Raw genomic sequence first — 21501 nt, forward strand, 5'->3', positions numbered from 1 at the left:
TGGATATATTGTGAAATTTTTATATAAATTAATATCAACGTGGTGGCTGTCTGGAACAGTAAAAAAAATGCCAGGTACTGTGGGTAGTTTGGCTTCTTTTCCGCTTGTTCCTGTAATCCTGAGCAACAAAATTTTAGGTGCAGCAATTATTTCTTTTTTATTCTTAATTGGATTATGGTCTACAGGTAATTATATAAAACATTACAAGACTTCATGTGATCCAAAAGAGGTAGTAATTGACGAAGTGGTTGGTCAATTGCTGACGATACTTTTAGTTTCGATATTGTTAAGCCAAGAGATGAATTGTTCTTCATTGTTGTTGTGCTTTTTTTCTTTTAGGTTTTTTGATATAATAAAAACGTGGCCTATAAATTTAATCGATAAAAATACCAAAGGTCCTTTAGGTATTATGCTAGATGACGTTATAGCTGCAATTTTAGCCTGTGTTCTTATAGGAGCCTTTTATTGTTTATTGTTGGTGTATGCAGGATAAAAAAATTTATTATTCAAGCTTAATTGTTCAAAATCTAAAGGATTATATACTGTACACAGCGAATTTATCTGAGTGGGAAGTACACGATGAATTTGATAACATCATATTTACAATAAATGGTACCAGGGAGTCATTATTTAATTTTGTGTTCTGTGGAGATCAATGTACCGAGCTTTCTATACAAAAAACTCTAGATTATCTCAGAACAAGAGATATAGAAGCAACATGGGTAATAAATTCACATATGAAAATAAGAGATATTTTAGAAAAGTGTGAAATAAAACACGTTAGCACACCAAAAAAAGCTTTACTTAATATGAAAAATTACTTTTTACCTGCTGATGTTATTCCAAACTTGAGGTTAAATGCTGTGAATGGTAGCAACCTCTTAGAACAGTTAGATCTACACACTTCTAAAATTTTTTATCATGGCGTTGGAATTGTCAGCACATTTTTTCGCGGATTATCAAATTATGATGATAAGAACTCAAGATTAAGATTTTTTCTTGTAACACTAAATAATGAAATTATTGGGACATGCGGTCTTTATGTTCAAGATAGCGTAGCTGGTTTTTATAGTGATGGAGTTTTACCAATTTACAGGAATCGTGGAATAGGTACCCAAATGGTTTTAGAAAGAATAAAGATAGCTAAACAGCTTGAATGCAAATATATAGTAGCACATTGTATGAAATCTTCTGTGAACCTTTATAAGAGATTGTGCTTTCAAATGTTAGGCAATCTTTACTTATATACCTCTTCAGCATAATTCTGAGCGGTTACAAATTTTTACATTTGTTTTAAAAGTGCTATGTTTTTTTTGTATGAAGTGGTTTTAATATTGATTCTAATATTATTCTTTCTCTCTTATTCTAAATTAAAAATTAGTAATAAGATTAAGAACTTACAGCATCAAAATGTTATCATAAATAATTTAATTGATACTGTGAATGATGGGTTTTATATTTGGGATGCAAAAAAACGTATAGAAAAGTTCTCTCCCAATTTACTAATTTTGCTTAATACTGTTTTTTACTCATTTAATGAGTTTGTGAATTTTTTTGAGCAATCAGAAAGCTTAATCAAAAATTTTGTTGAGGCAAAGGAAATAAATAAATCTTTTACTCTAGATTTAAAGTCAAAAGACAGTGAGGTTTATTGCATATGTTACGGTAGAAGCATAATAGATGATTCTAACAATGTGATAGGTGTGCTGTTATGGATAAGGAATGTCTCAGACTGTAAGATAAAGGCTAACGGACTTGAGTTAGAAAATAGTAAGCTTACACAGGAAGTGGAGAGCTATAAAAACGTTTTCAACTCTTTACCATTTCCAATACTAAGATATAACAAGAGTAGAAAGGTGGAGTTTTATAACTTGTTTTATGATAAATATGTAGATGGTTCTAAGAAATTTGCTATTACCGGTAGCGCTCATAGCACAAAACCAGGAAGACATGTCATAACTTATAAGAACGAACCTAAGGTTTTCGATTTTGTTAAAATTCCAATACAAGGTTCTGGTAGCATAGTAATGTATGGGAAAGATGTTAGTGATGCAGAGAAATTATATACTGAATTAAACAGTTATTTAGCTACACAGAAAAATTTGCTTGAGAGGTTACCGGTTGCTATAGTAATATATAGTAAGAATCAAAAGCTAAAATTTTATAATAATGCTTTTATAAAAACCTTTCAATTTGACCCAAAATTTTTGGCATCTTACCCAACTTATCATGAAGTTATGCTTTACCTCTGCGAATCTAAAAAGCTTTTAGAAAAAGAGGATTTTCAAACTATTAGTAATCAAAGACATGAGTTGTTCAAAAAATTATTTGAATCGTATGATGATACGATGCATTTCACGAATGGAAAAGCGTTCAGGGTATTAACAATACCCTACGCTTCGGAAGGTTTGCTGTTCTCTTACGAAGAATGCAAAAGATAATACTTAAACTCCTTCTCTCTCTACCATGAGCTGTTTTACTTTCGCTATTGCTCTTGCTGGATTAAGTCCTTTAGGACAAGTTTTTGTGCAATTCATTATTGTATGGCAACGATACAACTTGAATGGGTCGTTTAAAACATCAAGTCTTTCACCTGTCTTATTATCACGGCTGTCAGCAATCCATCTGTAAGCTTGTAATAGTATTGCTGGTCCTAAAAATTTATCACTATTCCACCAGTAGCTTGGGCAACCAGTCGAACAGCAAGCACATAATATACAGTCGGACAAGCCATCTAATTTTTTTCTATCTTCAGAAGATTGAGAGTATTCTTTATTTGGTAGGGCAGGCTTATCTGCTTGTAACCAAGGTTTAATTGATTTGTATTGCTCATAAAATTGGCTCAAATCCGAGACTAGGTCCTTTATTACATACATGTGAGGTAATGGATATATTTTTACGTCACCTTTTATATCATGTATAGATCTAGTACATGCAAGAGTATTGGTTCCGTCAATATTCATGGCACAAGATCCACATATGCCTTCTCTACAAGAACGTCTGAAAGTTAAAGTCGAATCTATTTCATCCTTTATTTTTATTAATGCATCAAGTACCATAGGGCCACAACTATCCATATCAATAAAAAATGTGTCTATTCTAGGGTTTTTCTCGTCATCAGCAGACCAACGGTAAATTTGAAATCTTCTGATGTTTTTTGCTCTAGCAGGAATAGGATAAATTTTGCCCTTTTGATTAATTTTAGAATTCTTTGGCAAAGAAAACTGAACCATATCACTTACCTTTTATTGTTTATAGCTAAAACCCTTTGTAGATAACATATTTTATTATCATCTACTATATTTTTATTAAATTCCTTTTAAATCGCACACATATTGTAGCCAAGCGAAGCTAAAATCTCTCTTTCTAGATTTTTCATTATAATTTCTTCATCTTTTTTTTGGTGATCATAACCAAGTAAATGCAGTAATCCATGCACTAACATGTGTGCAATGTGAGCAAGAATGGGTATATAATACTCATGCGATTCTCTTTTTATTGTGTCTATTGAAATTGCTATGTCTCCTAAATCGCACTCATTAGACAATTGTTCATACGGAAATGATAGTACGTTAGTTGGCTTATCCATTTCTCTAAATTTTAAATTAAGTTGATGTAGCAAGTCATCATCAGCCAGAGCTATTGATATATTTGGTTTATAGTGGTCTATTTTTAATTCTTTTAGAGAAGCATTGATGACACCTAATACAAAATTTTTAGGATTTTCTATAATGCTGCACCATTTCTTGTCAAGAATATTTACTTCTAACATGAGTGACACATCAGTAAGGGTGTCATGCAAATAGCTGACACTGGAATCCAAAAAAGAAGAGTTATAGACCCTTGTGTCATGTACACAACTGTACGAATATTGTACACTAGAAGGATGTCATCCCAGTGTCTAGACACTGGGATCCAGGAATTTCGATTAGACATCAAGTTAGTGAATATAAAAGTAGCTAATCTTATATTAAAACACAACGGCTTTAATGTGGTTGCATTAAGGCTGGATTCCAGTGTCAAGCACTGGAATGACACCTTTGTGTTTGATGCAAAATCGGCTATAACGTTTAATGCACTGCCTTCGAGACAAATATTCATACAGCTGTGCGTTGTGTGCTGAGATGACATCATTTAGGAACTGAAATGACAGGTATTACACATCACTCATCCTTATTATTTCATTCCATTCAATTTCCGAAACTGGGGCAATTGATAAACGTGGTTGTTTTAATATAGTCATATTTTTCAAAAGTGGGTTTTGTTTTATATTATTTAACGTTACTTGGTTATTTAAAGGTTTCAAAAACTTTACATTCACTAATCCGAACTTGGGATCATTAACATGATAATACTCTTTAAATACTTCAACGATTCCAAGTATTGCTTTCTCTTTACCTGTATGATAAAAAAACGCAAGATCGCTTGCTTTCATAATTTTCATGTAATTTTGAGCTTGATAATTGCGCACACCATCCCACTCAACCACCTGATCCTTTTCCATTTTTTGCCATGAGTATTCACTTGGCTCTGACTTGAGTAGCCAAAATTGCATTATTTTTTTCTTCTTAAGTAAGCTGGTATATCATAGATATTGCTGCCCCACTTAGCTCCTTGGCTTACCTGTTCAGCTGGTTTTGTTTCCAGTGTTTTGTCTTGCGTACTTTCACTTTGACTATATGGCCACTTAAATTTCTCTTTCTCTGAGTCTTCGCTCTGACTTATAGGTGAAGTTTCTGATTTATTATTGCGACCATCAATGCCAGTTGCAAGAACAGAAACTCTAACTCTTCCCTCCATCGCTTGATCAAAAGTAGCACCAAATATTATATTTGCATTTTCATCTACTTCTTCACGCACTCTATTGGCTGCAGCATCAACTTCAAACAGAGTCATATCTCCGCCACCAGTAATGTTAATTAATATTCCTTGCGCACCTTTCATTGATACATTATCAAGCAATGGATTAGATATTGCAGCCTCTGCAGCGCTAATTGCTCTATCTTCTCCTTCTGCCTCTCCGGTGCCGATCATCGCTTTGCCCATCTCGCTCATTACTGTTTCTATATCAGCGAAGTCAAGATTGATAAGCCCTGGCATGACCATCAAGTCAGTTACTCCTCTGATGCCAATGTGCAGAACATTATCAGCAAGTTTAAATGCATCAGAAAATGTAGTTTTTTCATTTGCAATTCTAAATAAATTCTGATTTGGAATGACAATAAGTGTATCCACGTATTTTTGCAGTTCTTCAAGTCCAAGCTCTGCAATGCGCATACGGCGCACACCTTCAAAACCGAACGGTTTAGTTACAACTCCAACAGTCAATATCTTTTTTTCTTTTGGCGCTCTATCCTTAACTGCGGCTCTTGCTTCTCTGGCTGCTTTTGCAATTACCGGTGCTGCACCGGTTCCAGTACCACCGCCCATTCCTGCTGTGATGAAAAGCATATGACTATCTTTTATATGCTCCATAATCTCATCAATTGACTCTTCTGCTGCACCTTTGCCAACATCAGGCAAAGCACCAGCACCAAGCCCCTTAGTTAAATTAATGCCAAGCTGAATTTTTTTATCACATAACGACTTTTCTAGTGCTTGAGCATCGGTATTTGCGACAACAAAATTCACTCCTTGCAAATTAGATTGGATCATGTTATTCACAGCATTTCCACCAGCACCACCCACTCCCACAACGGTAATCCTTGGGTGTAATATAGGCAACTCCGGCAGACTAAGATCAATAGACATTTAAATTACTCAAATTTAGCGAATTCACTTGATAATAAGTTACCGCTTTTTTAATAATATGCAAATACTTTTCACTTCTATAGGCGTAAACAGTAAACGGGATTTACTTATTCTTAACATTTATACTAATAAGTGCCGTTAATTATAATAACTAGATTCTTAAATGACATCACTTAACCGATGCAAAAAATAGAAAATGTTTATAAAAAGGGACAGAAACCTATCCCTTTTTATTTTGTTGAAGATTATTGTACTTCCGGACTTTTCCCTTTCGATGCTTCAACTGCAACATCTTTTAATTTTGAGGCAACTTGATATGTTCCACAAACAGCAGCAACTGCAGCAATTGCCATTATGGCACCCGCAACTATCTGACCAGCAACACCTGTTCCGATAAATCCAGGTAATGAAGCAGCTATTGCTTGATTTGTTCCAACAAAGTAACTGGCAGTCTTAGCAAGAAACCCAGAAGCTTCTGCTGCACTAACAAAGCCTGCTTTCATATGCATCGCTGTAAAGACAACACTTGCAACTGCAAGCGGAAATAATGCTGTTCTCCCTTTATTATGCATAGCGTACTGACCAGCTCCACCAGCAGCACCAGGAATTCCCCAGTATTTTTCAGCTTGTATATATCCTTCTGAAATAGCATGAAAAATGCCATCCCCTTTTCCATACTTATAATTTGTTAATGCCATAACTCTACTCCTTAAATAGAATGTTAAAATTTCATTAAGGAAGCATATAGTAAAAAAAATTGCCTGTCAAGTAAACTAATTTTTTAATATACCTTTATTCTGTAATTGAGCGCTTCAGCAATGTGTGCTCTTTTTACTTCTTCACTTTTTGCAAGATCTGCAATAGTTCTTGCAACTTTTAATACGCGTGTGTAGCCTCGATTGGAAATGTAATTTTCTTTCAGTACGTATTTTAGCAATTCTAACCCTGCCTGATCTGGTTCAGTAAATTTATTAAATGCTTCACCGCTTACTTCTGAATTGCAACGAATATTTAATTCACTATAGCGCTCAGTTTGAACTTTTCTTGCTGCTATCACTCTTTCTCTTATGATTTTAGTACTTTCTCCCTCCACAGAGATTTCAGGAGAGAGTATGCTAACGTTTGGCATTTCAATGCATATGTCTATTCTATCAAGCAATGGGCCTGATATTTTGTTTTTGTAATCTGTGCCACACTTTGGAGCTTTGTTGCACGATCTGCTTGCATCACCTAAATAACCGCACCTGCAAGGGTTCATTGCAGCAATCAGTTGAAAATTTGCAGGGTAGGTTATGTGAGCATTTGCCCTTGCAACGGTAACTTTTCTATCTTCAGAGGTTGTCCGGAAACAAGTAAAAGGCTATAATATCTGAAATTTTAGTACGGGGTAAAGATGAGAAAAAAGTATCCAACAGATCTAAGCGAAAGGGAATGGGCAAGAATAGAAAAACACTTCAGAGTATCATACAAGAAAGGAGGAAGGCCGCCAAAGTATAGCAAAAGAGAAATATTAGAAGCAATTTTCTATGTATTGCGTACAGGGTGTCAATGGCGGTATTTACCAAATGATTTTCCGCTATGGAAGACTGTGTATGAGCAGTTCAGGCAATGGAAGAAGCAGGGAATTTTTGAGAAAATGAATTATGAAATTACAAAATATAGTAGAAGAAAAATAGGAAGGAATGAGCAGCCGAGTGCCTGTATAGTAGATAGTCAATCTGTAAAGACTACAGAAAAGGGGGGATCAAAGGCTATGATGGAAGTAAAAAAGTAAAGGGTAGAAAAAGGCATATAATTACAGACACTCAGGGTTTTATACTAGGTTGTTACGTAGGCGCTGCTAACGAAAATGATAGAGATGGTATTAAAATAGCATTAAACAATATGAGAACAAAATATACTAAAGTTAAAAAAATGTGGGCTGACATGGGATACCAAGGAAGAAATTTAAAGAATCACATAAAGGAAGAATATGACATAGATATTGAAATTGTTACAAGGCCTCCATGTAGATTTTGGGTGCACAAAGATACGCCACCTGAGCTACTACCAACAAGAGAACAAGGGTTTAAAGTACAGCCAAGAAGATGGGTTGTAGAAAGGACTTTTGCTTGGGTTAATAGGAATAGAAGGCTATCGAAGGAGTATGATTTACTCACAACATCCACTGAGAATTTCATATACCTAGCTATGAGTAGGGTTATGTTAAAGAGGGAATATGCTTGAATTTACTTGTTTCCGGACAACCTCTAAGCACTATTACTTTAACACCTAGAGATATTACAAATTGGAAAGTAAAATTTAATGAGCGTAATCAATATGGCTCGGTTATTGCTTACTGGTATGATTATGAAAAAGCAGAGACAATAACGGAAAAAGTAGGTGATCAAGAACCAAGCTATATTTTGCGAGATATTTATGCAAGTAGTGATTTGGCACAAAGTGCAGCATCTGCGAAGTTGAATCAGCTGATGAGTAATGCAGCAACACTCAATGTCACAATGCCAGGAAATCCTGAATTATTTGCTGAAGCAAAGATTAATCTTTCTGGATTTCGCAAAGGAGTTTATGGTAAATGGATAATAAATAGGGCTGAGCATGTAATTGATAACCTTGGCTATCGTACTATATTAACAGCAGTTATGGGAAAATAAATTGATAATTTCCTCATAAATATCTTTTTTTTCTTTATTATTGTTTAATTCCTCTACAGCAAGATCTAAAGGAGTTTTTTATCTTTGTTTTTAGCAAGAGGATTTGCTCCATTTTTCAGTAGAAATTTAACAATTTCCAAGCGTCCTTCCTGTGCAGCATAGTGCAAAGCTGTCCAGCCAAAAGCATCAGTAGTGTTTACATTAATGCCTTCTTCAATTAGAAATTTTACAACTTCCAAACAGCCTCCGCTTGTAGCATAGTGTAATGATGTTGCACCAAAATGATGAGTAGCATTGATATCTACTACATTTTTTATTAAGGATCTTACAGTATCTAAATTACATTTTTCAGCTGCAGTAGATAATGTTTCCAGATCATTGCCACTTGCCTTACTTTTTATTGGCACATCTTTTGATAATTGGTCTGTACTAAAGTGCTGATACAGAACAATAACGCATATCATCGGTATTATTGAACTTGTTAACAATTTCCAAAAAAGGCTAGATTTCATGTTGATTATATTATTTACATCGCTTGTTTAGTGCAACTAATTAACTTTATTTTAGAAAAGATTTTTTGGACGTATTTTTGATGAATCTTGTATATGTATATATACAACTTTTCCTTTAAAAAAGATGACAAACACAGGAAAGATTCCTATGGCAGTAATTGCTACTATGGTGATACAAACAATAGCATTGATCTGGTGGCTAGCTAAGCTCGACTTAAGAGTGCATATGCATGATAAATTTATAGAGCAAAATCAAAGGACTACAGAAATCATCTATCGCCTTGAAGAAAGAGTTAAAAATCTTGCTGAAGAAGTTAATGAACTTGAGCAGAAACACAAATAAAAAAGTGGCAAAGTATATTTTATCCGTTGATGGAGGTGGAATTAGAGGAATCATTCCTGCCATTATTCTAGCAGAAATTGAATCTAGAACAAGAAAGCCAATTTCCCAGATTTTTGACTTAATGGCAGGAACCTCAACCGGTGGGATTATTGTTGCTGGACTTTGTAAAAGCAATAAACCTCAATACTCTGCCAATGATTTAGTTGGACTTTACCAAGAGTATGGAGCTTATATCTTTCAATCATCATTTTGGAGAAAATCAATTGCTTCTTGGCTGAGTGGTTCTCAGTACTCGTATAGAAATATGGAATTTATTCTCAACAAATACTTTGGTGAAAGTACTATGGCCGATGTTGCAAGTAATCTACTGCTCACCAGTTATGACATTCACAATAGTTGTGAATTTTTCTTCAAAAGTTGGAAAGAAAAAAACATTAAGTTGAAAGATGCACTCAGAGCTACAACAGCTGCTCCAACGTACTTCACACCAAAACGTCTGAAAATTAGCCAAACAGAGAGAGTGTTGATAGATGGCGGAGTGTTTGCTAATAATCCAGCAGCTTGTGCATATGCAAGTGGCAAGAGATTATTTCCAAATGATGAGATTATACTGCTATCAATAGGCACTGGTGGAACAGATAGAAGTATAAAGTATGCTAACTCAAGGAAATTTGGCAAAATAGGGTGGATCAAGCCACTACTGAATGTGATGTTCGCTTCTGGATTGGATTGCGTTGATTATCAACTAGAACAAGTAATAGATGATAAATACATAAGAATACAATCGCAATTGAAAGTAGCATCGACTGAGATGGACAATATTACACTCAAAAATATCAAATTTCTTCAGCAAGAGGCAAGTAAAATGATAGAGGATAACCAGAAAGTGATAGACAAATTCTGCAAGCAAAATCGAAAACTATAACTGAGCTAGAAAAACAAAATAAGCGAGTTTCTAGTATCTACTTTAATAAATTTACTAAAATATTTTTTTAATATTATATATTGAATACAGAAGCACAAGAATTTCATCCAGTAATGCAGATAATTAATTATGTAATCACCTTTGTTGGTATTTTAATATATTGTGTAGAAATCAGTAAACTAATGTTGCTTTTAATTCAGGTTAAGTTTTGGAAGCATGATTTTCAAGTTCCTCAATAGATAAATCTGTTATTTTAGAAATAGCATTAACAGAAACGTCCAACATAAGTAGATTATTTGCAACCTTTATTGACTCTGCTTTGTAAATCAGGAATGTTGCACCAAATGTTGACATTAAACTTTATGATATGAGGTATCTTTGATGTTTTTACGCTACTAAATTCATGATATCCATCTCTTGGCGATTTAAGCCTATTTTTAGAGTATTTATAAAAAGACGATAAGACCCCTTCTACATCTAAAGCCTAAAATGCAATTCTCAGATGATCTCTGACAGACGTTTTTTTCATCAACACATTCAAAACAATAAAAAGATTGAATATTTCTTCACAATTGTGTATAATTATTAATGCTTTGGTGCACGTAACGATTATACTTTAAAAAGAATGTTGGCTACTGAGAAGAATGAAGACATCTTCATCAGAAAAAAAAGGGGCAAAAACAGAGAAAATTGATGTAACTACTTAAGGCAGGTGTCTCTATTGCAGCTGAGACATCTGATCACTCATGATCAAATAAAAAAGTTATAAGCACACAGATTGGATCACAGTATCTTTTTTAAGAAGAAGATTTATCTTGCTTAAAAACTTGTAGATACTATATTTTACATAAATTCTTCATGCGAGGCCTTTATGTTTACTAATAGAATATCTAATAATCTGGATCAGCTGCAATTTTTTGTAGAGTTTTTAAATGAAAACTATGAAACTCAGAAACATCTTAGTCTTACGCCGCTACATTTAGCAGCAGGAAATGGTCAGTTGGATTTAGTCAACACTTTATTAGGAGAGGGTTTAGATATTAACTCAGAGATTAAGTACGATGCCTTTACGCCACTGTATTTTTCAATTGCAAAAAATCGCTTAGAGATGGTTAACTTTCTTATTACTCATGGAGCAGATGTAAACCATAAGACCATTCTAGGCTTTACACCTTTAAGTTTTGCATCCCAGCAAGGATATTTAGATATAGTCAACACCTTGATTGCAAATGGAGCAGATCTTAGATGTATGGTCCCAGAGTGTGATGGTGTGGATTTAGTATAAATAATTCTGGAGACTGTGTCCACTGATAACATATAAATTCATAAGGAGTAAGACCCTTAAGAGTTTTGAGTCTCTTTGCATAATTATAAGCCATAACAAAGTTATAAAGGTGTTCTTTAAGTTGCTGGTGCGATTGATAGTAATACTTCTTAACTGTAGCATCCTTTAAAGTTTTATTCATACGCTCGACTTGCCCATTCGTCCAAGGATGGCTAACTTTTGTCAAACGATGTTCAATAACATTCTCTTCGCAAACTCTATCAAATATATGTTGGAAAGCATACTTATGACGCTTCTGGTTTGTAAATTGTATACCGTTATCTGTCAAAATAGTATGGATTTTATACGGTAAAATTCTAATCAAATTACGTAAGAACTCAGCAGCTATGGGTTTTGTAGCACTGTTACACAACTCAACATAGGTAAATTTGGATGTCCTATCAATAGCAACAAACAAATGTAATTTGCCCTCCTCAGTTCTAACTTCAGCAATATCAATATGAAAGTAACCGATAGGATATTGTTTGAATTTCTTTTTTGACTTAACTTCTCCATCAACAGTTGGTAATCTGCTAATGTTGTGTCTTTGTAAACAACGATGCAAGCTAGAGCGAGTCAAATGCGGAATTGTAGACTGCAGAGCGTAAAGGCAATCATCTAGTGGCAGTAGTGTATACTTGCGAAATGTAACTATTATAGCTTCCTCTTCTAGCGTTAAAACAGTTGATCTTGGATGCTTTGGACCCATATCAGCATCTTTCGTAAATGAACGTTTTCTCCACTTAATAATAGTTTTTGGATTAAGGTTATAATGCTTGGAGAGTTTTGCTATGCTCTCTTTTCTATTTTGTATTGCTCTACGAATCGTCTGTGTTGTTTTGGCGCACCCATGTAATATCTGTCCCATAATGACTCCTTAAATGATGATGATAGTATACCATCACTCTCTGGGACCATACATATACCAATTGCTCTACCACTGTTAATAGATACTGACCATGTAAAATTAAGCTATTTTTTTGCCTGCTTTTCTTTTTTTTATGGAGTATCAAAATTTGTTAATGGAATAATCATGGACTCCAAAAATAATCCATTATTTATGTTTGGGCTATGCAATATTGCAACTGGATTATTAACCATTGGTATAACTTTATCATATAATAATCTAACTTTATTACTGTTAACATTAATATTATTAGCTTGGACACAAGGGTTAGGTTGGCCAGCTATTACCAAGTTTATGGTTACAAACTCTAGCATCTCTTCAATTGCATCATCATGGGGAGTTATGAGCGCATCTCAGCAACTTGGTTCTTGTATTACTTTAATTGTATTACCAAGTATAATTAAAATATATGATGCAAAAAGTGCATTTTTGTACTCTGGTTTCTTATGCTTACTTTTTGGAATTTATATAATATTAAAGGCATATTACAAAGAAAGTGCCAACTTTACTACCTATTATAAGGTGCAGAAATCTCAAATAGGTATCAAGGTAACAAGTTCCATATGGTTTCTATGTTGTGCTACTTTTTGTGCTTATATTATAAAAATGGGAATCTTCTTTTGGTTTCCTATAATTTTAAAGAATAAATTACAAATTTCTCTTGTACAATCCTCACTAATAACAGGCGTATATGATTTAGGTGGAATCCTTGGAACTTTAATAACAGGAAGAATTAGTGATATGTACTTCTTTCAAAATAGAAGCTTGCTGGCATCACTTTATATGTTGGGTATAGCACTCACTTTTATTGCAATGAACTTTGGTCAAAACATAATTCTTATGAACCTTGGTGCAATCTTATCAGGATTCTTTATATTTGGAGTGCAAGTACTGACAGGTGTTATAGCTGTAGAAATTGCTCCACAAAATAATGTATGTGCAATTGTAAGCTTAACAGGATTATTTGGGTATATTGCAAGTTCAATATTTTCATGCGTGCTCTTAGGAGTACTTGTTAGTATCCGTTCAGGAGAGTGGTTTAAGAAACAATAGATAGGAGATTTTGGAAAGGATTGAGACCCCTTTGTTTCCAAGTTAAGTATAATGAAATTATCCGCTCAAGGAATGTATTTCCCCGCTTTGATTGTGTAAAATATGAGTTTTTGCGATAAACGACATAATGCCGAATTTGCCGTTCAGCGTGGTTATTTGTCAGCGGAATATTTTCTGGGTCATCTAAAAATTTCCACATCATTCTTTCAGATCTCAGAACATTTTTTGCAACTCGAGAGGCTCCAATTGCTTCAGGTAAACGAGATATCTCCTTCAAGTAATACTTTGTACGTTTTCTTAATTTTCTGGCACGTCTGACAAACCTCAAAACATCTATCTCACTTTTTAGTAAAGCTTTTTTTAGTGCAAATAATTCAGTGGCCACGTTTCTCAAGTAACAACCCAGAACTTTAACTTCAATATTCCAACTATGTGCTAATCTTTCAAAATCTCTTGATAAATGTGCCCAACAGATTTGCCTGTTTTTATCGGCAAAATAATTGTATGCTGCATACCTGTCAGTTATTACCAAGCTATTGCGATTGCAGAATTTACTATTTTGTAAAACTTTCATTCCTCTTGACTCTGTAAATTTTACAAAACTTGCCGTATTGCTTGCAAACATCCAACACCAAGCGAGTTTACCTTTGTTATAATGGCTCGTTTCATCAATATGTAGAACTTTACTCCTACTTATCTCTTGTTCGATCTGCTCATACATTTTTTTGCATTTTGAAGCAACTCTATGTTCACTATTTGATATGCTACCGACGCTTATGTTCAAATTGAAGATATCATTTACGACACTCGCTATTTCGCGTTTTGAATTTTTGTAGAATCCGCTGAACGCTGCAATTATTGACTTAACCCTTGGACCAAATGTATCTGGCGTAACACCTTCTGGTAACTTGCTACTTCTTCTCTTTCCGCATCTCCGACAACGGCCATGTTCTAACTGATATTCCACTACATAAGGCTTGATTTCTGGAAGATCAACTTTCTGATGAATATATGGTTTTTCACGTATTGCAATTTCTCCTCCGCATTCGCAAGTATTAGGCAACTCTATCTTTACTACTTTATCTGCATCCATGTTGGCGCGAAAACTTCCTTTATGACCAACCTGACCGCCAATATTCCTTTCGCTTTTCGGCTTATTCTTTTTTATTTTATACAACTCTTTGGAACTTGGTATTGATGAATTTTTTGAGCTTAAACCGAGTCTTTCTCTTAACTCAGCATTTTCTATCTTTAAAGCCTTATTTTCTGCTTTTAAACTTTCATTCTCTTTTTCCAATCTTTCTATTTTTGCTTCTAACCTTTCTATTTTTTGCTGTAAATTTTTGCAAAGTTCTAAAAGGTTTACCATATTATTTCACTTTTGCTCTATGATTATCTTTTTAGATCACCTTGTCTACCTTATTCTGCCACTCCGCTGAACGGATACACTTGTTAAGCACTGTGGTAACAGTATTATGTTTTCATTTTTTTCCATTTGCTCTGTTGTTGCACTCGTTTGCTTTTCCATACTATCAAGCAAAGATCTAAAAAAACTAAGTAAAGCGGTGTAAAAAAAATTTCTCAACAGTTAAACTTTGTAGATAGATTTTTTACCCAAGGAATAAACATGGTAACCATATCTTAGTAATAGCTCGCTATCTAATAAATTACGGAAATCAAAAACATTAGGTGCAGCCATAATACTCTTTAAACTTGCAAAATCTTGATTTTTAAATTCTTTCCACTCCGTTAACAATAACAAGGCTTCCGCGTCCCTTGCAGCCCCTATAGCATTGTCCGCGTATTCTATATCCTTTAGAACTTGCCTAGCATTATCCATCCCCATTGGGTCATATGCAGTAATTTTAGCCTTGTTATTCACTAACAATTGTGCAATATCTATAGCTGGGCTATTTCTTACATCATCAGTACCAGACTTAAAAGTTAGCCCCCATATTGCTATTTTTTTATTTTGGACTCCATTTAATACATATTCTACCTTTTTAGCAATGTTTGTTATATGATTATAGTTAGATTCCTTAACTGAATTTAAAATTTGTAGCTTGACATTGTGATCTTCAGCAAGCCTTATTAAAGCTGACAAATCTTTAGGAAAACATGATCCTCCAAATCCTGGACCAGCTTTGAGAGATTCCTTACCTATTCTATGGTCCATTCCCATACTGTTAGCTAAAAGGCCAATGTCTGCTCCTAATAGCTCACATAAACCTGCCATCTCATTGATAAAAGCAACCTTTGTTGCTAGAAAAGCATTAGAAGCATATTTAATCATTTCAGCAGTAACTGTATCAGTGACTATTAACGGAATATTCTTATCTATAAATGATTTATATATAACTTCTAGTTTTGCCCTAGCTAGCTTAGTTTTTACTCCTATTATTATCCTATCTGGGTATAAAAAATCTGATACTGCAGAGTCTTGCTTGAGAAACTCTGGATTAACCCCCAAATCAAAGTTATAGCCCTTATTAGATAAATAATTATATATATTTTCTGCAGTACCAGGAGGAACAGTTGACTTTATCACTATTAAGCAATCTTGATTAACTCTCTCAGAAACTTCACTTACTGCATTATATACATTCTTTAAATTTGCATTTCCTAGGGAGTCTGATGGAGTATCTACAGTTATAAATACTACTTCTGTATTGGGATTTATTTGAAAATACGAATCGAAAAATCTTATCCTTTGTGACTTTATATTATTCTCTAAATAATCTGCTAATCCAGGTTCATATAAGGGAATTTTCCCTGATTTCAAAAGTTCAATTTTCTTAGTATTTATGTCAATGCAATCAACTTTATGGCCCTGTTCTGATAACATTGTACCAGATACTAAGCCTACATACCCTACTCCTATAATAGTTATGTGCATTTTATTATCACCTTAAAAATATAGCTTAGCATCTAAAATAAATACCATTAACAATTATAAACTTTTGTTGTTACATTATTTTTCTTAATTGCCTTACCTTCCGAATAAGCTATAAATAAGGTTGATGGTATTAATATCAAAGTACCATATAAAGCACTTTTATCAGGTAATTCATTAAATATAACGTATGTTACTATTGCAGAAATTATTAGCTCTATGTATCTATAAGGTGCAAGTGCAGTAGCATCAGTAAGAGTAAAAGCTTTTAACATAAAGAGCAAAATTAGATTTGAATTAATTCCCAAAATCAGCAGTAATACTAATTCCAACAAGGAAGGCATATGCCAATAAAATAACAAAGGTGGAGTAGAAAAAATAGTTGTCGTTAGAGCTGAATAAAATAACATACTTATTACTGACTCTTTTATTACAAGTTTCTTATTAAGTATATCTAATATAGCAAAGATCAATGCAGATACAATAAAAATAAGAATTTTAGGATTAAAATCTTCACTATGAGCTTTGGTAGTAATAGCAATACCAACAAAGCCAATAACAGTTACTATCCATCTTTGCCAAATTATATTTTCGTTTAGCAAAGGGATTGCAAGAAGTATAACAAATAATGGTATAGAAAAACTTATAATCGTTGCAGTTACTATGGGGAAAACAGTCAACCCGTAAGTCCATAAGGTCATTCCACAAAACAACAATCCACCCCTGGTTATTTGAGTAGATATTTGACTTGTTTTAAAAGTTTCTATTCCATAGTAAAACATAAAAGGTACAAGGGTAATAGTGGTAAACAGAAAGCGGAAAAAAATTATTTCAAAACTCTGAAGATGTAAACTTAGATATTTTGATATAGTATCATTAGCTACACTACTAAGTAAGCTAAGTATAAACCAGATAACCCCAAACAAATAAGCTCTCAATCTGTAATCCATAAAGCTTCTGATTTAATAGATACGATGTACTCATATAATTTTACTACAAAACTAATAATATAAAAGTTTTCTGATGTACGTCCCCAGAATGTGATCGTAAGGGTTCATTATAAATAATTCGGGAAATTTCGTCTCTTTAGACATATTAAGAGCTATGTAACGAACGTTTATATTTGTGAGTAATAGTAAGGCTCAAGGTAAGGAAAATGCTAGTGAGGTAAAGTAGAATAACGTTAATTTGATAATTTAAGCTCATTCCCTCTTGCTACATCTCTCTTTAATATCTCCTCTTTTGCAGCAGGTCTATAATTACTGCTTAAATTTAGGTGCACACTAATTTTTCGATTTATATATTATTCTAATGCTTGTATAATACCTTCATTGAATATTTGATTTTGAGGTAATTAGATGCCAAAAAGTAAAACTAAACGTGGAACGGAAGATTTGAAGGGTAATGCAGGCCCAAGCAAAAGATCTCGTCTCAGTTCTGATCCTAAAAAAAATAAAGAGATTATCCCTAGCAAAGTAATAAGTAAGCTGAAGGATGTTGTTAAAGGTGATAGAACTTCAGCTATTGAGGAATGGGTCAAGGCTCACCCTGTAACAGTAGAGGGTCTAACCGTTGAGCAATCGGACCTCTTATGTAATGCGTTTCGTGATGAATCTTGTTGGTCAGGTGCGACACTAGATGTTGCTAAATTGGTAGGAGAATTAGCTAAATCAGGTGTGTTGAATCCATTTGCTATATATAAAATAGCATGTATTGAGTGTGTAGAGAGTGAAATTAAGCAATTATTTGACAAGGCGTTAGAGTCTTTTAGATCTGACTTATCTCATAAAGGTGCATGTGAGGAAGATAGGAATTTAGCTTGCAGTGATAAGCTTGCAAGAGTTGAATTGTTAAGTTCCATGGGAAGACGTGATCCTGTTTTCAATTTCTGGATTGATCAAGAATCAGGTAACCTTAGAGAAAATATAGAAGCAGAAGATGGATTTAATAAGGCTGTAGATTTCAAGTGGAGTAAGGGAGTGGAACACTTCTATAATCGTCTGTGTTCTGAAGAAAAATTAGTGAAAGAAGAGAGAGAAAAATTGCTAGTTTCTGCTATTGCAAAATTATCTCCATTGCAATCTAGCTATAAACTTGCTTCTACCTTAAGTTCCCTTCTAGGTAAAGTCATAAGCGCAAAAGTAGATCATAAGTCACTACTTGGGCTACCGAATAAGAAAGATAGGGGTGTGATCTATCGTCCTCTTAGTTACTTAGTAGAGCACGGTTTTCTTTGCACAACTAAGTATGTTATCCAGTACTTGAGCGAGGGATGTTCAAGATCTGAAGTAGAGAAAATGCTTTCACCTAGAGGATATGCACATCTTCTCTCATCGCTTTCATTTGTTGTAGTTTCTAAAGATTATGACTTGGATAACAGGAATGAAGCAAGGTCAGCTATTAGCAGTCTTTGGGAATCTAGTGTATTTAACCAAAATAAAATAAATGTTGTCGATCCTTTTAAAGATAGGATTGCTTTTGTTGCAATGGAAAATGCAATTTCAAATTTGATTGTAGATCAGGAGAACAGCAAGGATACTCAAAGTGCTGGCGATGGTGAAAAAGTTGATTTGGTCTTGAGTATTTTAAAGTTTGCTAAAGATTGTTGTTCAGACAAAAGCTTTAAATCATTAAAAGAGAGGATAGCAAATAGTTTAGATAAAACAAGGAATTCTAAGATGATAGATGCAACTAGCTCCTGCAATTTAATAGAAGAGTTGTGTAAGTCAGCGAGAAATTTGAATTTATTCTCTGCTAGCACTGAAGGTCCTCAATCTACGTTAGTGGGTACTAATGTTAGTATTTCGCCTGCTGCAGTTGTTAACAAATAGGAGTATTTATGCATGGTAATAATGAAGATCGTGAATTAGTTAGGGCTTTATTAAGTGGAGGTTGTGATGAGTTTAGTAGACAATTTGTAGGTTTTTTAAACAACTGTCCATCTTTTTTGCATTCGGCTAATAAGCCTGGCTTTTTTCCTACATTCTTTTTTGGTATGTTTTCTACTGCACATGATGCAGGTATATTAGTTGAAGATGAAAGAGTCTATTTTCGTTTTGACAATTATGGAAATCTAAAAGTTGCTGTTCTCACTAATAAAGAAAATAGAAGAATAGTCAGGTGTTATACTGTTGCTGATAATGAGAACAGCCCTGGGTCAAGGTTTAGTGCAGAAGAGAAGCAGCAGGTAGAAGAGAATCTTCCACAAGAATTACAGGAAGATAAGGATCTGGATTGGGAAGAGTATAAAATATTTCGGTTTGGAGAAGAATGTAGGTTTATTCATGAAATAGATAGATTTCCTCAACGTGATGAACCTGGAGCTCCAATTTTTCATGAAATTAACCCAATCAGAGAACAAGGTGAATTGTTAGACCTGATGAGTGAGTTGGCAAATGATGATACAGGAGAAGTGCGTACTAATGTTAAAAGAATTTTGGAATATGTTATTGATATCCATGATGAACATGAAGATAGCTTAGTGTTTCGTGCAGAGTCTGATTACCACGGTTTTCTGTGTGGGTTTTTAGTAAATTTTAGATACCGAGCTGTGGCTGATTTCTACCCAGAGCTACTTATAGGAAAAGGTTATGCAGATGTTGTTTTGCTTGTTCGTGGTGTTGATCAGACAAATGATTCGGTTCCAATTATAATTGAGTTGAAGGTTGGTGATGAGGAAGGATTAGAGCAAGCTAAAGATTATGCTAAAAGTTGTTCTGTTTCGTCTTTGCCTATTCATACCTCATCACCAAGTGCTGTTTGTGTAGCGTTAAATTTTCAATTACGTGGAGGTGCTGGTCTCCGAACTTCTGTGCAGGCCTTTTCAGAAGGTGGTCTTTCCTTAATACCGGGTTTACTACATCCTCATGGAAATGGAGTTAGGGGAAATGTAAAACGTTTTTTACAACCCATAGCATCAGAGTTCACTCAATCGCCTCATTGTAACACTTTTTCCTGTACGTCATCGTTTGTTTTTGGAAATGTTTTATCTACAAGGAGGGACTTAGAAACAAATGATGGGCGGGAGGTAAGGGTTACCAAGTATCTATTTAACCACTCTCAGGGAGAGAAAATGAAACGTACAGGTGGTAGGGGAGATGCAGCAGATATTGTAAGCCATGCGTTAACTTTAGCTCTATTTTTATCAAATATTGGTTTTGTTGTGCTTCACATTTTTCGTCGTTTAAAGTGGCAGACTTTACCAGACAAAGCATTGAACCTGTCGTTACTGCCTCAAGCCACAGATGATGCTAAGGTGCGTCAAGTACTTTGTGAAGTAGATGTCCAGGGTCATCTGGAAGTGGCTTCTGCAAAGAAATTCGAATCACTACGTGCTTACTCACGTTCTCATAGTGAAGGTTATTTCGAGGGAAGGTTTTCAGAACAAATGGGTAATGTTAGGAATTTACATCAACTTGCAGATCAGTTGATGAGTGCTGAGCCTAATTTTGGTAATGATGGTAATGTTAATGGTGAGTACAGGGCTAGGTATGAAGTTTTATTTAATGAGATTTCTCGTCTGTTGTCTCCGTTATTAAATGGAAACCGTCTACTCGTGAACAATGAAGCTAAATTTCAGGCTTTGTTGCGTGGGATATTTCAAAGTTGCGATAATCCTGCCAAGGTAATTATTGAGTTCCAGCTACAGAGAGGAAGGAAAATAGACCTAGTATTATCAAAATCTGCGGAAAATGATGATACTCATCCAATTGGAATAGAGTTGAAGTATGCTAACACCGCAGAACAAGTTGAACGAAAAAGGGTGGAGGCAAATCGACAGTTAAGTGAATACGAATTTTGTGGAGGATGCAAGCGTATTACTGGGGGAGATGCGATGGTTTTGTTATACGCTATATTAAATGCTGTAGGACAAGAGCAGGATCTGATATTGATTGGTGGGCTTCGTAGAGCATCTGGGTTTTCTAGATGACTTGTAACTAATAAAAGTACCAAAGATAAGGTTGTTTATGGGTAAAATTATGCATTAAGCTAGAGTACGTTTGAGTAAGGTTGGAGAAAAAGCAAGGTCTTTGAGCAAGAAAATTTGATTTATGTTTTCTTAAGTTAAAGTTAACCTGATGAAGTTTGTATAATTTATTGTTGGAGTTTTTTTGTTCTATTTTTACTGTAAGTTCAATC

23 protein-coding genes and 2 pseudogenes are annotated in these 21501 nt (G+C 34.3%); 12 read left to right on the forward strand and 13 right to left on the reverse strand.

Annotated features, from left to right (window positions below):
• Positions 1-10: 10 nt before the first annotated feature.
• Genes AAGD74_RS06190 through AAGD74_RS06200 form a run of 3 tightly spaced genes read left to right on the forward strand, consistent with a single transcriptional unit; the run spans position 11 to position 2441 of the window.
• On the forward strand, positions 11-493 hold the full coding sequence (locus AAGD74_RS06190; protein ID WP_006279290.1) for a phosphatidylglycerophosphatase A: 483 nt from the start codon (positions 11-13) through the stop codon (positions 491-493).
• Complete coding sequence (locus AAGD74_RS06195; protein WP_338482484.1) at positions 483-1262, forward strand: GNAT family N-acetyltransferase; 780 nt, start codon at positions 483-485, stop codon at positions 1260-1262. The genes AAGD74_RS06190 and AAGD74_RS06195 overlap by 11 nt, the downstream gene beginning before the upstream one ends.
• A gap of 42 nt (positions 1263-1304) precedes the next feature.
• Positions 1305-2441, forward strand: coding sequence for a hypothetical protein (locus AAGD74_RS06200; RefSeq protein ID WP_236514561.1), 1137 nt, complete (start codon positions 1305-1307; stop codon positions 2439-2441).
• 3 nt (positions 2442-2444) lie between these two features.
• Here AAGD74_RS06200 and AAGD74_RS06205 read toward each other — a convergent pair whose 3' ends face one another.
• Together AAGD74_RS06205 and ybeY are read right to left on the reverse strand one after the other, a co-directional pair.
• The gene (locus AAGD74_RS06205; RefSeq protein ID WP_010082472.1) at positions 2445-3233 is read right to left on the reverse strand and encodes a succinate dehydrogenase iron-sulfur subunit; all 789 of its coding nucleotides are present in this window, start codon (positions 3231-3233) and stop codon (positions 2445-2447) included.
• 86 nt (positions 3234-3319) lie between these two features.
• Positions 3320-3772, reverse strand: coding sequence for an rRNA maturation RNase YbeY (gene ybeY / locus AAGD74_RS06210; RefSeq protein ID WP_010082473.1), 453 nt, complete (start codon positions 3770-3772; stop codon positions 3320-3322).
• Positions 3773-3796: 24 nt separating this feature from the next.
• On the opposite strand from ybeY, the gene AAGD74_RS06215 reads away from it, so the two are divergent.
• On the forward strand, positions 3797-4123 hold the full coding sequence (locus AAGD74_RS06215; protein WP_236514572.1) for a hypothetical protein: 327 nt from the start codon (positions 3797-3799) through the stop codon (positions 4121-4123).
• A gap of 33 nt (positions 4124-4156) precedes the next feature.
• Here AAGD74_RS06215 and AAGD74_RS06220 read toward each other — a convergent pair whose 3' ends face one another.
• The 5 genes and pseudogenes from AAGD74_RS06220 to AAGD74_RS06240 all read right to left on the reverse strand — a co-directional run.
• Entirely contained in the window at positions 4157-4555 is a 399-nt protein-coding gene (locus AAGD74_RS06220; RefSeq protein ID WP_077188253.1) for an EVE domain-containing protein, read from the reverse strand.
• Entirely contained in the window at positions 4555-5751 is a 1197-nt protein-coding gene (ftsZ, locus tag AAGD74_RS06225; protein WP_341810618.1) for a cell division protein FtsZ, read from the reverse strand. Before ftsZ ends, AAGD74_RS06220 begins: the two co-directional genes overlap by 1 nt.
• Before the next feature lie 245 nt (positions 5752-5996).
• Complete coding sequence (locus AAGD74_RS06230) at positions 5997-6449, reverse strand: hypothetical protein (protein ID WP_338976778.1); 453 nt, start codon at positions 6447-6449, stop codon at positions 5997-5999.
• An 83-nt stretch (positions 6450-6532) separates the two neighbouring features.
• Complete coding sequence (locus AAGD74_RS06235) at positions 6533-6910, reverse strand: hypothetical protein (protein ID WP_341810619.1); 378 nt, start codon at positions 6908-6910, stop codon at positions 6533-6535.
• Positions 6911-6925: 15 nt separating this feature from the next.
• A pseudogene (locus AAGD74_RS06240) lies at positions 6926-7045 on the reverse strand (ATP-binding protein); the annotation flags it as partial.
• Between the two features lie 99 nt (positions 7046-7144).
• On the opposite strand from AAGD74_RS06240, the pseudogene AAGD74_RS06245 reads away from it, so the two are divergent.
• Positions 7145-7977, forward strand: a pseudogene (locus AAGD74_RS06245) (IS5 family transposase).
• A complete protein-coding gene (locus AAGD74_RS06250) occupies positions 7974-8405 on the forward strand; it encodes a hypothetical protein (RefSeq protein WP_341810620.1) in 432 nt (143 codons plus the stop codon). The pseudogene AAGD74_RS06245 and the gene AAGD74_RS06250 overlap by 4 nt, the downstream one beginning before the upstream one ends.
• A gap of 65 nt (positions 8406-8470) precedes the next feature.
• Here the strand turns inward: AAGD74_RS06250 and AAGD74_RS06255 are convergent, their stop codons facing one another.
• A complete protein-coding gene (locus AAGD74_RS06255) occupies positions 8471-8893 on the reverse strand; it encodes an ankyrin repeat domain-containing protein (protein WP_341810621.1) in 423 nt (140 codons plus the stop codon).
• Positions 8894-9041: 148 nt separating this feature from the next.
• Here AAGD74_RS06255 and AAGD74_RS06260 point away from each other — a divergent pair, with 148 nt between their 5' ends.
• Positions 9042-9260, forward strand: a complete 219-nt coding sequence (locus tag AAGD74_RS06260) for a hypothetical protein (protein ID WP_191110950.1) — start codon at positions 9042-9044, stop codon at positions 9258-9260.
• A 4-nt stretch (positions 9261-9264) separates the two neighbouring features.
• Complete coding sequence (locus tag AAGD74_RS06265; protein WP_264378081.1) at positions 9265-10185, forward strand: patatin-like phospholipase family protein; 921 nt, start codon at positions 9265-9267, stop codon at positions 10183-10185.
• Between the two features lie 201 nt (positions 10186-10386).
• On the opposite strand, the gene AAGD74_RS06270 is transcribed toward AAGD74_RS06265, so the two are convergent.
• Complete coding sequence (locus tag AAGD74_RS06270; RefSeq protein WP_174516912.1) at positions 10387-10539, reverse strand: hypothetical protein; 153 nt, start codon at positions 10537-10539, stop codon at positions 10387-10389.
• 517 nt (positions 10540-11056) lie between these two features.
• On the opposite strand from AAGD74_RS06270, the gene AAGD74_RS06275 reads away from it, so the two are divergent.
• Complete coding sequence (locus AAGD74_RS06275; protein WP_341810622.1) at positions 11057-11470, forward strand: ankyrin repeat domain-containing protein; 414 nt, start codon at positions 11057-11059, stop codon at positions 11468-11470.
• Here the strand turns inward: AAGD74_RS06275 and AAGD74_RS06280 are convergent.
• Positions 11427-12377, reverse strand: coding sequence for an IS481 family transposase (locus AAGD74_RS06280; RefSeq protein WP_338482200.1), 951 nt, complete (start codon positions 12375-12377; stop codon positions 11427-11429). The two genes, AAGD74_RS06275 and AAGD74_RS06280, sit on opposite strands and share 44 nt — an antisense overlap.
• Positions 12378-12455: 78 nt before the next feature.
• Here AAGD74_RS06280 and AAGD74_RS06285 point away from each other — a divergent pair, with 78 nt between their 5' ends.
• Entirely contained in the window at positions 12456-13469 is a 1014-nt protein-coding gene (locus tag AAGD74_RS06285) for an MFS transporter (protein WP_341810776.1), read from the forward strand.
• Here the strand turns inward: AAGD74_RS06285 and AAGD74_RS06290 are convergent.
• From AAGD74_RS06290 to AAGD74_RS06300, 3 genes are all read right to left on the reverse strand, one after another.
• Positions 13456-14838 carry an IS66-like element ISWen3 family transposase gene (locus tag AAGD74_RS06290; protein ID WP_341810549.1) on the reverse strand — a complete coding sequence of 461 codons (1383 nt, stop codon included), beginning with the start codon at positions 14836-14838 and terminating at the stop codon, positions 13456-13458. The genes AAGD74_RS06285 and AAGD74_RS06290 overlap by 14 nt on opposite strands.
• A 219-nt stretch (positions 14839-15057) precedes the next feature.
• Positions 15058-16365, reverse strand: a complete 1308-nt coding sequence (locus tag AAGD74_RS06295) for a UDP-glucose/GDP-mannose dehydrogenase family protein (RefSeq protein WP_341810623.1) — start codon at positions 16363-16365, stop codon at positions 15058-15060.
• A 47-nt stretch (positions 16366-16412) separates the two neighbouring features.
• Entirely contained in the window at positions 16413-17312 is a 900-nt protein-coding gene (locus AAGD74_RS06300; RefSeq protein ID WP_338482448.1) for a DMT family transporter, read from the reverse strand.
• A 408-nt stretch (positions 17313-17720) separates the two neighbouring features.
• Here AAGD74_RS06300 and AAGD74_RS06305 point away from each other — a divergent pair, with 408 nt between their 5' ends.
• A complete protein-coding gene (locus AAGD74_RS06305) occupies positions 17721-19193 on the forward strand; it encodes a hypothetical protein (protein WP_338482447.1) in 1473 nt (490 codons plus the stop codon).
• 8 nt (positions 19194-19201) lie between these two features.
• The gene (locus AAGD74_RS06310; protein ID WP_226079617.1) at positions 19202-21292 is read left to right on the forward strand and encodes a PD-(D/E)XK nuclease domain-containing protein; all 2091 of its coding nucleotides are present in this window, start codon (positions 19202-19204) and stop codon (positions 21290-21292) included.
• Positions 21293-21501: the final 209 nt, after the last annotated feature.

Source organism: Wolbachia endosymbiont (group A) of Campoletis raptor (genome assembly GCF_964026755.1).
In the GTDB taxonomy this organism is placed as follows: Bacteria; Pseudomonadota; Alphaproteobacteria; order Rickettsiales; family Anaplasmataceae; genus Wolbachia; species Wolbachia pipientis.